We start from the raw sequence: 13,300 nt of genomic DNA on the forward strand, positions 1-13,300 counted from the left end.
GCCGGCGGCGAGGATCGCGGCCATGACCGGCATCGTTCTGCGCTTCCCGCCCAGCCTCACGCCGGAGCGACGTGAGTTGCTCACCGACCTGGCCGACCGCCACGAGGCCTCCCACGGCGACAATTTCCTGGGGCTGGTTCTCTCCGGGTCGGCGGGCCGGGACCTGGCGACCGAACGATCCGACCTCGACGTGTTCGTCGTCCTGGGCGATACCGGCGGCCAGGGCCCGCAGACGAGCCGCTCGGCCGCGCTCGACGAGACTCAGGTGGCGCTCGCCGACCTGGAGCGGGTGCCGCCGTTCGGCTCCGGCGGGTGGTGGTTCCGCTGGTCGTTCGCGTGGGCGCCGGTGCTGTTCGACCGGTCGGGCGGGCGGCTGGCCGCCGCGATCCGGCGGCAGGCCACGGTCACGGCCGGCGAGGCGGCGGCGATCCTCGTCGAGCCCGACCGGCTCGACGGGTGGCTCAACTTCGCGTACCGCGCCCTGAAGAACCACCGCGACGGCCGCGAGCTGGAGTGTCGCCTGGACGCCGCCGAGTCGGTGCCGTGGCTGCTGGACGTCATCTTCACGCTGGAGGGACGGGTCCGGCCCTACAACAAGTACCTGCCGTGGGAGCTTCGCCGGCATCCGCTGGAGCACTGGCCCGCTGAGGAGTTGCTGCTCCTGTTGACCGCCACGCTGGAGGGAGACGCCGCGGCCGTTCGCGCGACGTTCCGGCGGGTCGAGGCTTTGTGCGCGGCGTTCGACCGGTCGCGGCCCGAACCGGTTCTCACGCCGATAATCGCGGACTGGGATGACGTATTACGCGCGTAGTACGCTGGCGGGGTGCCGTACGAATGGGAAGACTGGGCACTGGCCGCCCTGCTCGGCATCGAGGCGTACGAGGTGCGGCAGGCGCTGGATGCCCGCGGGCGGTGGCCGCGGCGGGCGGTCAGCGCCACCGGCGTCCCGGTCCTCACCGTGTGGAGCCGGACGGCGTCGGGGCGGCCGCTGATCGTCGCGGTCTACCAGACCACCGGGTTCACCTGGAAGATCATCGGGGCCCGGGGCATGACGGACGAGGAGCTGACCGAGTTCAGCGGGTGGGAGAAGGCGCGATGAGTCACGACAACGACGTACCGCAGACGCCCGAGCAGGTCGCCGCGTTCATGGCCGGGCTGTCCTTCGAGCCGCCCCCGGCCCCGCAGGAGGAGCAGGCCCTGCTCGACTCCTTGCCACCGGCCGGATCCCCGGTCATGGTGGTGCGCTCGCTGCGCCTGCCGACCGAGCTCGATCAGGCCGTCGCGGCCGCGGCCAAGGCGGCCGAGGTCCCCAAGACGACCTGGATCCGCCAGGCGATCGAAATGGCCCTGGCCGTGCAGGCCGAGGACGACCAGCCGATCTCCCGCTCCGAGGCCCTGCGCGCCCTCACCCTTCTGCGCCCGGCCCGCCACGTCGCCTGACCGACCCGACCGTGACCGGCCACCCCGCGCCGCCGAAATCCGGAGCCGCGCGACCGGCCACCCCGCGCCGCCGAAATCCGGAGCCGCGCGACCGGCCACTCCGCGCCGCCGGGACTGCACTCCCGCATGGCCCGCCAACCCGCGCCGCCCGGACCGCACTTGCGCATGGCCCGCCAACCCGCGCCGCCGGGGCCGGAGCCCGTTCGGCTGGGCCGTATGCTGACCCGATGCCCGCGGAGCAGCCGAAAGTGCGACGCAGCCGGCTGTCGCCCGAGCGGGAGCGCGAGCTGCTCGACACGGCCCTGCGGCTGGTGCGGGAGCGCGGCTACGACAAGGTCACCATCGATGACATCGCCGAGGCGGCGCGGGCCAGCGTGGCCACGCTCTACCGGCGGTGGGACTCCAAGGCCAAGCTGATCATCACGGCCATCCAGGTGACCAAGCCGGAGTCGGCGGCCGGCATCGACACCGGCAGCCTGCGGGGTGACCTGCTCGCGGTGGCCGAGCGCGCCGCCGGCCCGATCCGGCTGCGCGATCCCGGCACGGCGACCATGACCGGGCTGGCCCGGGACGCGCTGCTCGACCCCGAGCTGATGCGGGCCATGCGCGACATCCTGGTCGAGCCGGAGGTCGAGGTGCTGCGCGCCGTGCTGCGCCGGCACGCCGAGGCGGGCCGGATCGCCGCGGACAGCCCGGTTCTAGACATCGTGGACCGGCTGATCTTCGGCCCTCTCCTGTTCGAGCAGCTCTTCGCCGGCGACGCCCCCGGCCTGCCCGAGCACATCGTCGACGATGTGCTGCTCCCTCTACTCATCCCGGGCGGGAGCTGAGAAGCCGCCGAGGCTCCCGGCGGGAGCTGAGAAGCCGCCGAGGCTCCCGGCGGGAGCTGAGAAGCCGGCGAGGCTCCGGGCGGTGTCGAGGAACATCTCCGCGGCCGGGCGGGGGTGCCAGTCGAAGGTCGTGACGGCCTTCGCGTTCGTGGTGTGGCGGGGGCGGTCGCCCGGGCCGACGGGCAGGTCACCCCGGCCCAGCAGGGCGGCGACCGATGACAGCGTCACCTCGTCCGGGCCGCAGGCGATGTAGCGCTCCCCCGCCGCGTCCGGACGGGTCATCGCGAGCAGGTGCAGGTCGGCCAGGTCGCGGACGTCCACCGGGGTGATCGTGATGTCGGGGACGCTGGTCATCGCGCCGGTGAGGATGCCGGCGACCAGGTCGACCGAGCTCGACCAGGCCGGGCCCAGCACCGGCCCGAAGATGCCGGTCGGGTTGAGGACCGTCAGCTCGGGGCCGCCGCGGGCGGCGAAATCCCAGGCGGCCCGCTCGGCCAGGGTCTTCGACTTGACGTACGGCGAGACACCCGGCCCGGCCACGTCGGTCCAGTCGCGCTCGGTGAAGACCCGGCCGGTGTCGCCGTGGCCGTAACCGACCGCCGCGAACGACGAGGTGAGCACCACCCGGCGTACGCCCGCGGCGCGCGCGGCCCGCAGCACCCGCAGCGTGCCCTCCCGGGCCGGGACGATCAGGTCGTTCTCGTCCTCGGGCTGGGCGGCCGGGAAGGGCGAGGCGACATGCAGGACGTACGAGGCGCCGGCGACCGCGGAGTCCCAGCCGTCGTCGGAGAGCAGGTCGGCCCGGACCGACTCGACGCCCTTTAGCGGGCGACTTCGCACGGTCGTACGGACGCGGTAACCGGCGGCGAGCGCGCGCCGCACGACGTATGAGCCGACGAAGCCGGAGCCGCCGGTCACCAGGACCAGTTCGTTTGTCATACCCCGACGTTAGCGAGAACGCGTTGTCGATAACCAGTTCTCTTTATGTGGCGTCGGTTACCACGTCGATGAACTCGGAGACGGCACCGGTGAAGGCGACCGGCTGGTCGAGATGCGACCGGCTGCCGCTGTCGGGGAGCACGAGCAGGGCCGACCCGCGGATCCGCCCATGCAGCAGGGCGGCCCGGGACGGGCTGCAGACCGCGTCGTGGGCGCCGGTGACGATCAGCGTCGGCAGGCTCAGGGCGGTCAGGTCCTCGCCGTCGGGGGCCGGCGAGTAGAGCACCAGCCCGGCCACGGTCGTGGGGTGGTCGAGCGCGAACCGCAGGACGACCGGGCCGGCGGCCGCGTGACCGAGCAGGATCACCGGGTGGCCGGCGAATCCGGTCACCAACCTCAGGAGCTGGCCTTCCGGGTCGGCGTAGACGACCCGGACGTGCTGCTCGACACCGCCCAGGCTCAACCGCTCCGAGCCGGGGTGCACGACGCACACGGGTTCCTTCGTTCTCATGTCCTGCTGCCCTTCGCTTCGGTCGGCCGGTGGGGGGAGCGGCCACCCGCGCACAACGACGACGGGCGGCGCCGGTTCACCGTCACTCGTTAGTCACCGAACCCGCACCCGTGCTCCCTAGCTTCAGTGCCGACACAACGAAGACGAGGAACGGAGCAGGACATGAAGATCGTGGTCATCGGAGGCACCGGCCTGATCGGCTCGAACGTCGTCCGGCGGCTGGCCGGCCAGGGGCACGAGGCCGTCGCCGCGGCGCCCAACACCGGCGTCAACACGCTCACCGGCGAGGGCCTCGCCGCCGCCCTGGACGGCGCGCAAGTGGTCGTCGACGTCTCCAACTCACCGAGTTTCGCCGACGACGCGGTGATGAGCTTCTTCCAGACCTCGACCGGCAACGTGCTCGACGCGGAGGCCGCGGCCGGTGTACGCCACCACGTCGCGCTCTCCATCGTCGGCGCCGAGCGGCTGCGCGACAGCGGCTACATGCGGGCCAAGGTGGCCCAGGAGGAGCTGATCAGGGACGGTCACACCCCGTACACCATCGTCAAGGCGACCCAGTTCTTCGAGTTCGTCAAGGCCATCGCCGAGACCGGGGCCGACGGCGACACGATCCGGCTCACCCCGGCCAAGCTGCGCCCGATGGCCGCCGACGACGTGGCCGCCGTGGTGGCCGAGGTGGCGCTGGCCGAGCCGGCCGACGGCGTGGTCGAGGTGGCCGGGCCGGAGGCGATCCCGCTGGACGAGCTGGGCCGGCAGATCCTCAAGGTCGACGGCGACCCTCGGACGGTCGTGGCCGACCCGAAGACGGCCTACTTCGGCGCGGTGCTCGACGACAACTCGCTCACCCCGGACGCCGGCTTCCGCACCGCCCCCACGCGGTTCGCCGACTGGCTGGCCAAGCGGGCCGCGGGCCGGTGACGTAGTCACTCGACTGATGTTTTCACCCGGCTGTACGGACGAGAGTGGAGGACGTCCGATACGGCGAAAGGGTTGATCGATGGGCACGACGCCGGTGCGATTCACCGTTCTCGGTCCCGTCCGGGCGTGGCGGGGCGGCACCGACCTGGACCTCGGCGGGCGGCAGCAGCGGCTGGTCCTGGCCCTGCTGCTGGCCCGGGCGGGCACGGTCGTGGGCCTCGGTGAGCTGGTCGACGCCATCTGGGAGCAGGACCCGCCGACCAGCGCGGTCAACGTCGTGCACCGCTACATCGGCACGCTGCGCCGGCTCATCGAGCCCGACCTGCCGGTCCGGGCCGTCGGCGACCATCTCGTGCGGCACGCCGCCGGCTACCAGCTCAAGGTCGGCGAGGACATGCTCGACCTGCTGCGGTTCCGCCGCCTGGCGGCCCGGGCGCGCCAGGAGCCGGAGCCGGGCCGGGCCGTACGGCTGTGGACCGAGGCCCTCAAACTGTGGAACGGGCCGTGCGCGGCCGGCCTGGAGCGGGGCCACCCGACGTTCGTGGCCATCGACGGCGAGCGGTCGCAGGCCCTGCGCGACGCGGCCGACACGGCGCTGGCCACCGGGCAGGCCCGCGAGATCCTCCCGGCCCTGCGGCAGGCCGTCGGCTGGTCGCCGCTGGACGAGCCGCTGCAGGCGAGGCTGATCGCCGCGCTGACCGCGGACGGGCGGCAGGCCGAGGCCGTCGAGGCCTATCAGGACGTCCGCCGCAGGCTCGCGGACGAGCTCGGTATCGACCCCGGTCCGGAGCTCGCCGAAGCGTACGACCGGTTGTTGCACCAGAAGGGCGGCCCGGCGCCGCAGGAACCGCCCAAGGCCGTTGTGCCCGCGCAGCTGCCACCCGATCAGCCGTTCTTCAGCGGACGCGAATCGGTGCTGTCCCGGGCGATCGACCTGGTCACCGAGGGTCATCGGCGGGGCCGGGCGGCGGTCGCGCTGGCCGTGGACGGCATGCCCGGCATCGGCAAGACCACCTTCGCCGTGCATCTCGGGCACCGCCTGGCCGGGTCCTACCCGGACGGGCAGCTCTTCGCCGACCTGCGGGGCTTCACCGCGCAGGGCACGGCGATGACGCCGGACGAGGCGCTGCGCGGCTTCCTGGGCTCGCTCGGGGTGCCGCAGGAGACGCTGCCGGCCGAGCTGCACGCGCTGGCCGGTCTCTACCGCAGCCTGCTGGCCGGGCGCCGGGTGCTGGTGGTGCTGGACAACGCCCGCGATTTCGAGCAGGTGCGGCACCTGCTGCCGGCCGCGCCGGGCAGTCTCGCCGTGGTCACCAGCCGGGTCCGGATCACCGGCCTGGTCACCACCGGCGGCGCCCACCCGGTGCCGCTGGACCTGCCGTCGCCCCACGAGGTACGTGAGGGCCTGGCCAACCGGCTCGGCGCGCGCCGGATCGAGGCCGAGCCTGAAGCGGTCGATCAGATCATCGCCCGGACGGGCCGTCTGCCGCTGGCCGCCTCGGTCGTGGCGGCGCGCGCGGCCGCCCGGCCCGACCTCCCCCTGAGTGACATCGCCGGCGAGCTGGCCGCGGCCGGGGCCGGGCTGGACGGTTTCGGCGCCGACGAGGACACCGACCTGGCCGCCATCTTCTCCTGGTCCTACCGGGCGCTCACCCCCGGCGCGGCGCACCTGTTCCGCCTGCTGTCGCTGCATCCAGGGCCGGACGTGTCGGTGGCCGCGGCCGCCTCGCTGGCCGCGGTCGGCCCCCGCGCGGCCCGGATCCTGCTGGGCGAGCTGGCCACCCACATGCTCACCCAGTCGCGGGCGGGCCGGCACCACACCCACGATCTGCTGCGGGCGTACGCGGCGGATCTCAGCGCGCGGCAGGACAGCCCCGAGGAGCGGCGCGAGGCGCTGGGCCGGCTGCTCGACCACTACCGCGCCGGCGCATACGAGGCGCAGGAGCTGCTGTCCCGGGCCCTGCCGCCGCCGGCCCCACCCGCGCCCCGGGCGGGCACGATCGTGCCGTCGTTCACCGGCCCGGCCGACGCGATGGCGTGGTTCGACGCCGAGCGGCGGGTGCTCGACGCGATCGTCGACAGCGGCCCGCCGGACGTCGCCTGGCACGTGGCCCTGACCCTGCAGACCCACTTGCACTTCACCGGCCGGTTGCCGGCCTGGGAGGCCACCATGCGGCGCGGGCTGGCCGCCGCGGAGGCCGACGGCGACCTCGCGGGGCAGGCGCATCTGCACCGCAGCCTGGCCGGCGCGCTGTTCAACGCCGACCGGGACGACGAGGCGCCCGAGCACCTGACCCGGGCGGCCGCGCTCTTCGAACGGCTGGGCGACCGCAACGGCGTCGCGATGGTCGAGCTGAACTGGGCCTACATCCGTCAGGAGCAGGACGAGCATCACGAGGCGGTACGGCACAGCGAGCGCGCGCTGGAGATGTTCCGTGCCACCGGCAACCGGGGCAACCAGACCCGGGCGATGCGCACGCTGGCCGGCAGCACGGCCCGCCTCGGGGACACCCGGGCCGCCCAGGAGCTGCTGCGCGAGACGCTGTCGATCTCCTGGGACCTGGGCGACCCGCTCGGCGCCGGCCACAGCTGGGACCTGCTGGCCACCCTCTACCGCGAGATGGGCCGGCCCGAGGAGGCGATGGCCCGCTGGGAGGAGGCGGCCGGCGCCTACCGGAAGGCGGGCAGCCCGGCCGCCCTGGCCGAGGTGCAGCTCGCCATGGGCGACGCCTGCCGGGCCGCGGGCGACGCCGGGGCGGCCCGGGAACACTGGCGCGGGGCGCTGGAGGCGCTGCCGGAGCCGGTCGGCCCGGTGGCCCGGCAGCTGCGCGAGCGCCTAGGTGACAGCTGACACAGCGATGCCGTGAACGGTGATCCGCACCGGTCGTTGAACGGGAGCATGGCAACGATCGGTGTGGTCACCCAGGGCGAGCGGGGCGCAGCCTTCGCCCGCAATCTGACCGGGCACGGCTACCGCGTCGCGGTGGCCGACCAGCACGGGGCGCCGGAGATGGTGAAGGCGCTCAACGGTCCCCGCATCGTGTTCCTCCTGCAGGAGTACGAACTGGCCGAGCTGCTGCCGCTGCTCGGCGAGGGAGACGTGGTGGCCGACGGCTGCGCGGCGCGGTCCTCGGACACGGGACGGCGGGCCGCGTGGATGCGCGGCGCCGGGGTGCCGTTCGCGGGCTGTGCCATCACCGGACGCCCGCGCACGATCGAGCGCGGGCCGTCCTATGTGGTCGGCGGCGACCGGCCGGCGTACGACCGGATCCACCCGATCCTGGCCGCGACGGCGGCACGTTTCCAGAACGTGCCGTGCGTGGCCTACGCGGGCGCGGGCAGCGCCGGGCACTTCGCCGGCCAGGTGTACGAGGAGCTGGCCGGGGCCGAGGCGGAGCTCGCCGCCGAGGCGTACGCCCTGGTGGCTGACCGGAGGATCCTGGCCGCGTGGCAGGCCGACGAGATGATCACCGAGGCGGCCGTGCCCAAGGACCAGCCGGCTCCGGTGCTGCCGCTCAGCGTCACCGTGGCCGAGGTCCGGGCGGCCTGGAACGCGGCCCGGGTCGTGGCCTACGCGCGCGGCTTCGAGCGGTTGCGGGTGGCCGGCGCGGCGTACGGCTGGGGGATGGATCTGGCCGCGGTGGCCTCGGCCTGGCGCGGCGGCACGGCCTTGGCGGGCCGGCTGCTGACGTACGCGCGGGAGGCGCTGCCGGCCGGGCCGCTGCTCGACGACCCGTACTTCGCCCTCAGGATGCGTGAGTGGCAGCCGGCCTGGCGCAAGGTCGTGTGTGCCGCGACGAGGGCCGGCGTGCCGGTGCCGGCCCTGGCCACGGCGGCCGAGCCGCCGGTCACTGCATCGTCAGTCGATGTACACCCCCGGTTCCTACGGTGACCGCGACACCGCAGGAGCAACGGAGGGAAACCCCATGTCGCACCACCTGGACTCGCCGCAGGCCCGGCAGGATCCGCGCCTGAACGTCACCGACCAGTACGTCTTCGACGACCTGGACGCCACCGTCTTCATCATGAACGTGCGGACCTCGCTGGCCGGGGACGCGACGCCGGACGGCTTCCACCCCGAGGCGCGCTACGAGTTCCGGATCCATCTCGACGACTCCCCGGCCGAGAGCCTCGTCTTCGGCTTCACCTTCGCGGACGGCGCGGTACGCGTCACCCGGGACGGCGCCGAGATCGCCTCGGGCCCGCTGGGCACGCCGATCGACGGCGCCGAGGGCCTGCGGGTCTGGGCCGGGCGGGCGTACGACCCGTTCTATCTGGACCTCTCGCAGCTGGCCGCGGTCGACCGGCTGGTCATCGAGGGCGAGGACGCCGAGATCACCGGCTACCTGCCGGGCAAGGCCACCAACACGTTCGAGGGGTCCACGGTCTGGAGCGTCGTGCTGCGCGTGCCGCACCGCGACCCGCAGCTGTTCCCCGACCGCATGATCCGGGTGTGGAGCGCCTCGCTGCTGGCCACCGACGCCGGCGGCTGGCGCCAGACCGGCCGGGCCGGGCTGCCGATGATCTGGCCGATCTTCCGCGACGCCGCCGGCGATGAGGCGAGCGCGGCCAACGGCACCCACCCGGGCGAGGACTGGGCCCGGTACGGCGGGCAGGTGCGCGGCCTGGTGGCGGCGACCGTCCGGCGGCTGGGCACCTCGGCCCGGCCCGAGGCGTACGCCCTGGCCGTCGCCCTGCGCCTGCTGCCCGACAGCCTGCCGTACCAGATCGCCACGAGCGCCATCTTCGGCTTCACCGACTTCAACGGGCGGCACCTGAGTGACAACGCCCCCGAGGTGATGTTCTCGCTGGCCACCAATTCGGCGGTCAGCACCGGGCTGTCGGCGAGCCGGGTGAGCGACGAGTTCCCGTACGTCACTCCATCGGCACTCGACACGCACTGAGCCTCCCTAGCGTTCCCGGCATGCGAGGAACCATGACGATCGACGACGGACTGCACGACTTCCTCGACGTACGCGATCGGCTGCTCCGCATCGCCCGGGGCATCGCCGGCCCGGACGCCGAGGACGTCGTGCAGGACGCGTGGCTGCGCTGGAACGGCACGGACCGCACGGTCGTCCGGGACGCGCCGGCCTTCCTGAGCCGCACCACGACCCGCCTGTCACTGACCCGGACCCGGACGGCCTACGCCCGGCACCAGAGCCCGGCCGGGCTCAGCCCCAGCGACCGCGGCCACTCGGGCGACGACCCGGCGGCCCGGGTGGTCGAGGCGGACGAGCTGCGCGGCGCGATGGCGCTGCTGCTCGCCCGGCTCGGGCCCCGCGAGCGGGTCGCCTATCTGCTGCGGGAGGCCTTCGCGCTGCCCTACCGGCAGATCGCCGGCCTGCTCGGCGTCACCGAGGCGCACGCGCGCCAGCTCACCCGCCGGGCCCGGACCCGGCTCACCGGCTCCGGCGACCACCAGGTGTCGCCGGTGGACCAGCTCGACCTGCTCACCGCGTTCGCCGAGGTCTCCCGTACGGGCGACCCGGCGCCGCTCATCAGCCTGGCCGCATAGGCCGTCACAGAAGGAGCACCGAAGTGTCCGACATCGTTCTGGAGCCCGCCGCGCAGGCCTTCGGCGAGGCCGCCGCCCAGCCGCCGCTGCTCTACCAGCTCTCCCCCGTCGAAGCGCGCAAGGTCCTCGACGGCGTGCAGGCCGGCCTGACCGATCTCCCCGCGGTCGACGAGAAGTGGATCACCGTGCCGGCCGAGGTGGGTGACGTGCGGGTCCGCATCGTCAAGCCGGTCGGCGCGACCGGCCCGCTGCCGGCCGTGCTCTACATCCACGGCGGCGGCTGGGTGCTGGGCAACGCCGGCACGCACGACCGGCTGGTCCGCACGATGGCCGTCGGCACCGGCTTCGCGTTCGTCTTCGTGGAGTACACGCCGTCGCCCGACGCGCACTACCCGGTCGCGATCGAGCAGGCGTACGCCACGGCGCAGTGGATCGTCAAGGAGGGTGCGGCCGAGGGCCTGGACGCCTCGCGGCTGGCCGTGGCCGGCGACTCGGTCGGCGGCAACATGACCGCCGCCGTCAGCATCCTGGCCAAGCAGCGCGGCGACGTGGCCTTCAGGCACGTGTCGATGTACTACCCGGTCACCGACGCCCGGATGGACACCGGCAGCTACCAGCAGTTCGCGAACGGCCCGCACCTGACCGCGGCCGCGATGGCCTGGTTCTGGGACAACTACGCGCCCGACAAGTCGGTCCGCTCGGAGATCACCGCCTCGCCCAACCAGGCCTCGATCGAGGACCTGAAGGGCCTGCCGCCGACCTTCCTGCTCGTCGACGAGGCCGACGTGCTGCGTGACGAGGGCGAGGCGTACGCGGCCAAGCTGCGCGCGGCCGGCGTGCCGATCACGACCGTCCGCTACGACGGCACGATCCACGACTTCATGATGCTCAACCCGCTCAAGGACACCCGCGCCTCCCGGGCCGCCACCGCTCAGGCGATCGCGGCCATCAAATTCGGTCTGGCCTAAGGAGCCACTGTCATGTCTGAGAAGCCCACAGTCGTTCTGGTCCACGGCGCCTTCGCCGACTCCACCGCCTGGAACCCGGTCATCTCCGAGCTGGCCAAGCACTACATCGACGCCGTCGCCGTGGCCAACCCGCTGCGCAGCCTGGCCGGCGACGCCCAGTACGTGCGCGACGTCGTCAACGGCCTCGGCACCCCGGTGATCCTGGTCGGCCACTCGTACGGCGGCATGGTCATCACCGAGGCGGCCACCGGCCTCGACCCGGTACGGGCGCTGGTCTACGTGGCCGCGTTCGTCCCCGACCACGGCGAGTCCGCCTTCTCGCTGTCCGGCAAGTTCCCCGGCGGCACCCTGGGCGAGGCGCTGGTGACCTTCCCGCTGTCCGGCGGCGGCACCGAGCTGAAGATCGATCCGGCCAAGTTCCCCAGCCAGTTCGGGGCCGACCTCGAGCTCGAGGACGCCATCCTGCTCGGCCGCACCCAGCGCTCGGTGACCCAGAAGGCGCTCACCGACGAGCTGGTCACCGACAAACCGGCCTGGAAGACGCTGCCCACGTGGGAGGTCTACGGCGACGGCGACCGCAACATCCCGGCCGCGGTCTTCCGCTGGCAGGCCGAGCGGTCGTCGCCGCGTGGCGTGCGCGAGGTGGCCGGGGCGTCGCACGCCATCGCCACGTCCCGCCCCGGCGAGGTGACCGCCGTGATCGAAGAAGCGGTCGCCTACACCGTCGCCAACTGATCCCTGGGGCGCCCGCCGTCAACGGCGACGGCGGGCGCCCCGGTTCCGCCGGAGGAGGCGCCCCATGTCGGGATTCGAGGGGTACGAGCTGGAGCAGATCACGGTCGGCGATCAGGCGCTCCGGGTTCGCCGCGGTGGTTCCGGGCCGCCGCTGCTGTTGCTGCACGGCTACCCGGAGACCCATCTCGGCTGGGCCGGCGTCGCCGGGGAGCTGGCCCGTGACTTCACCGTGGTGGCGCCGGACCTGCGCGGCTACGGCGGGAGCTCGAAGCCGGAGCCGGACGCAGAGCACCACGCGTACAGCAAGCGGTCGATGGCCGGCGACGTGCTGGGCCTGATGGCCAAGCTCGGCCACGACCGGTTCGACGTGGCCGGGCACGACCGCGGCGGCCGGGTCGGCTACCGGCTGGCGCTGGACCACCCGTCGGCCGTACGGCGTCTGACCGTGCTCGACGTGGTGCCGACGGGTGACGTGTGGGCCCGCGCGGACGACCGGTTCGCGCTGGTCTACTGGCACTGGGCGCTGCTCGCGCAGCCGTACCCGGTCCCGGAGATCCTGATCGTGCACGACCCGGACTGGTTCTTCTTCGACATCCAGTTCGGCGGGGCGCTGCGCAAGCTTCCGCCGGCCACGCTGGCCGAGTACTCACGTTTCGCCAACGACCCGGACGTGGTCCGCGCGATCTGCGAGGACTACCGGGCGGGGGCCACCGTGGACCGGGCCGCCGACGACGAGGACCGGGCGAACGGGCGCCGGATCACGTGCCCGGTGCAGGTGCTGTGGAGCGCCGGCGGGCCGGTCGGCACGTGGTACGACCCCCTCGCCGTCTGGCGTGGGTGGGCCGGCGACGTGGTGGGTGAGGGCCTGGCCGGCGGGCATTTCCTGCCGGAGGAGAACCCGGCGGCCGTTCTCGCGGCACTGCGACGATTTCACGGGGCCGGGTGACGGCATGGACGCCGAGGCCCGCATGACGGCCCTGCACGCGGAGCACTCCCGCGACGTGTACTCCTTCATCCTCCACCTCACGCGGGGCGCCCGGCAGACGTCCGAGGACCTCACGCAGGAGACGATGGTGCGGGCCTGGCGTCACCTGCACGGGCTGCCGCCCGATGTGGAGGAGGAACGCCGCTGGCTGTTCACGGTGGCCCGCCGGCTGGTCATCGACTCGGTGCGGGCCCGCCGCCACCGCCCGGTCGAGGTCGGCGTGGCCGACCTGACGTGGGCCGCCACCGGCTCGGACGAGACCGGCGACACCGCCCTGCTGCACGCGGCGTTCGCCGGGCTCAGCACGGCCCACCGGCGCCTGCTGCAGGACGTCTACCTGCGCGGCGAGCCGATCGAGCGGATCGCCGACCGGCTCGGCGTGCCGATCGGCACGGTCAAGTCCCGCACGCACTACGCCCGCAAGGCGCTGAAGGCGGCGCTGACGTGACGGTGACC

The 13,300-nt window shown here is 73.6% G+C and carries 15 protein-coding genes; 13 read left to right on the top strand and 2 right to left on the bottom strand.

The annotated features are described in order from the left end of the window. Positions 1-22: 22 nt before the first annotated feature. The 4 genes from AB0J66_RS07465 (at position 23) to AB0J66_RS07480 (ending at position 2,270) form a co-directional block, all read left to right on the top strand. A complete protein-coding gene (locus AB0J66_RS07465; protein WP_364656808.1) occupies positions 23-811 on the top strand; it encodes a hypothetical protein in 789 nt (262 codons plus the stop codon). 12 nt (positions 812-823) lie between these two features. Next, positions 824-1,099, top strand: coding sequence for a hypothetical protein (locus tag AB0J66_RS07470; RefSeq protein WP_364656811.1), 276 nt, complete (start codon positions 824-826; stop codon positions 1,097-1,099). After that, positions 1,096-1,440, top strand: coding sequence for a hypothetical protein (locus AB0J66_RS07475; protein ID WP_364656813.1), 345 nt, complete (start codon positions 1,096-1,098; stop codon positions 1,438-1,440). Before AB0J66_RS07470 ends, AB0J66_RS07475 begins: the two co-directional genes overlap by 4 nt. Before the next feature lie 227 nt (positions 1,441-1,667). Beyond that, positions 1,668-2,270: a TetR/AcrR family transcriptional regulator gene (locus AB0J66_RS07480; RefSeq protein WP_364656816.1), complete on the top strand. Its 603-nt coding sequence runs from the start codon at positions 1,668-1,670 to the stop codon at positions 2,268-2,270. Here the strand turns inward: AB0J66_RS07480 and AB0J66_RS07485 are convergent. Further along, positions 2,247-3,209 (bottom strand): NAD-dependent epimerase/dehydratase family protein, encoded by a 963-nt coding sequence (locus AB0J66_RS07485; RefSeq protein WP_364656819.1) that lies wholly within the window; start codon positions 3,207-3,209, stop codon positions 2,247-2,249. The two genes, AB0J66_RS07480 and AB0J66_RS07485, sit on opposite strands and share 24 nt — an antisense overlap. 43 nt (positions 3,210-3,252) lie before the next feature. Continuing rightward, the gene (locus AB0J66_RS07490; RefSeq protein ID WP_364656822.1) at positions 3,253-3,720 is read right to left on the bottom strand and encodes an alpha/beta hydrolase; all 468 of its coding nucleotides are present in this window, start codon (positions 3,718-3,720) and stop codon (positions 3,253-3,255) included. 162 nt (positions 3,721-3,882) lie between these two features. Here AB0J66_RS07490 and AB0J66_RS07495 point away from each other — a divergent pair, with 162 nt between their 5' ends. From AB0J66_RS07495 to AB0J66_RS07535, 9 genes are all read left to right on the top strand, one after another. Continuing rightward, entirely contained in the window at positions 3,883-4,638 is a 756-nt protein-coding gene (locus tag AB0J66_RS07495; protein WP_364656824.1) for an SDR family oxidoreductase, read from the top strand. Between the two features lie 79 nt (positions 4,639-4,717). Beyond that, positions 4,718-7,489, top strand: coding sequence for a BTAD domain-containing putative transcriptional regulator (locus tag AB0J66_RS07500; protein ID WP_364656826.1), 2,772 nt, complete (start codon positions 4,718-4,720; stop codon positions 7,487-7,489). Positions 7,490-7,537: 48 nt separating this feature from the next. Continuing rightward, a complete protein-coding gene (locus tag AB0J66_RS07505; RefSeq protein ID WP_364656829.1) occupies positions 7,538-8,530 on the top strand; it encodes an NAD(P)-binding domain-containing protein in 993 nt (330 codons plus the stop codon). A gap of 34 nt (positions 8,531-8,564) precedes the next feature. Continuing rightward, positions 8,565-9,542, top strand: a complete 978-nt coding sequence (locus tag AB0J66_RS07510; RefSeq protein ID WP_364656832.1) for a DUF4331 family protein — start codon at positions 8,565-8,567, stop codon at positions 9,540-9,542. 20 nt (positions 9,543-9,562) lie between these two features. Beyond that, the gene (locus tag AB0J66_RS07515) at positions 9,563-10,156 is read left to right on the top strand and encodes a sigma-70 family RNA polymerase sigma factor (RefSeq protein WP_364656834.1); all 594 of its coding nucleotides are present in this window, start codon (positions 9,563-9,565) and stop codon (positions 10,154-10,156) included. Between the two features lie 23 nt (positions 10,157-10,179). Next, positions 10,180-11,124, top strand: a complete 945-nt coding sequence (locus tag AB0J66_RS07520; protein WP_364656837.1) for an alpha/beta hydrolase — start codon at positions 10,180-10,182, stop codon at positions 11,122-11,124. Between the two features lie 12 nt (positions 11,125-11,136). Next, the gene (locus tag AB0J66_RS07525) at positions 11,137-11,859 is read left to right on the top strand and encodes an alpha/beta hydrolase (protein WP_364656839.1); all 723 of its coding nucleotides are present in this window, start codon (positions 11,137-11,139) and stop codon (positions 11,857-11,859) included. Between the two features lie 64 nt (positions 11,860-11,923). Next, a complete protein-coding gene (locus tag AB0J66_RS07530; protein ID WP_364656841.1) occupies positions 11,924-12,805 on the top strand; it encodes an alpha/beta hydrolase in 882 nt (293 codons plus the stop codon). 4 nt (positions 12,806-12,809) lie between these two features. Further along, complete coding sequence (locus tag AB0J66_RS07535) at positions 12,810-13,292, top strand: sigma-70 family RNA polymerase sigma factor (protein WP_364656844.1); 483 nt, start codon at positions 12,810-12,812, stop codon at positions 13,290-13,292. The last annotated feature ends 8 nt before the right edge of the window (positions 13,293-13,300 follow it).

Source organism: Actinoplanes sp. NPDC049598, from assembly GCF_040675435.1.
GTDB lineage: Bacteria > Actinomycetota > Actinomycetes > Mycobacteriales > Micromonosporaceae > Actinoplanes.

Bases quoted from the DNA above. Each gene is read 5' to 3' on its own strand.
- AB0J66_RS07465 (WP_364656808.1), top strand. From the start codon at position 23: ATGACCGGCATCGTTCTGCGCTTCCCGCCCAGCCTCACGCCGGAGCGA.
- AB0J66_RS07475 (WP_364656813.1), top strand. From the start codon at position 1,096: ATGAGTCACGACAACGACGTACCGCAGACGCCCGAGCAGGTCGCCGCG.
- AB0J66_RS07480 (WP_364656816.1), top strand. From the start codon at position 1,668: ATGCCCGCGGAGCAGCCGAAAGTGCGACGCAGCCGGCTGTCGCCCGAG.
- AB0J66_RS07485 (WP_364656819.1), bottom strand. From the start codon at position 3,209: ATGACAAACGAACTGGTCCTGGTGACCGGCGGCTCCGGCTTCGTCGGC.
- AB0J66_RS07490 (WP_364656822.1), bottom strand. From the start codon at position 3,720: ATGAGAACGAAGGAACCCGTGTGCGTCGTGCACCCCGGCTCGGAGCGG.
- AB0J66_RS07495 (WP_364656824.1), top strand. From the start codon at position 3,883: ATGAAGATCGTGGTCATCGGAGGCACCGGCCTGATCGGCTCGAACGTC.
- AB0J66_RS07500 (WP_364656826.1), top strand. From the start codon at position 4,718: ATGGGCACGACGCCGGTGCGATTCACCGTTCTCGGTCCCGTCCGGGCG.
- AB0J66_RS07505 (WP_364656829.1), top strand. From the start codon at position 7,538: ATGGCAACGATCGGTGTGGTCACCCAGGGCGAGCGGGGCGCAGCCTTC.
- AB0J66_RS07510 (WP_364656832.1), top strand. From the start codon at position 8,565: ATGTCGCACCACCTGGACTCGCCGCAGGCCCGGCAGGATCCGCGCCTG.
- AB0J66_RS07515 (WP_364656834.1), top strand. From the start codon at position 9,563: ATGCGAGGAACCATGACGATCGACGACGGACTGCACGACTTCCTCGAC.
- AB0J66_RS07525 (WP_364656839.1), top strand. From the start codon at position 11,137: ATGTCTGAGAAGCCCACAGTCGTTCTGGTCCACGGCGCCTTCGCCGAC.
- AB0J66_RS07530 (WP_364656841.1), top strand. From the start codon at position 11,924: ATGTCGGGATTCGAGGGGTACGAGCTGGAGCAGATCACGGTCGGCGAT.
- AB0J66_RS07535 (WP_364656844.1), top strand. From the start codon at position 12,810: ATGGACGCCGAGGCCCGCATGACGGCCCTGCACGCGGAGCACTCCCGC.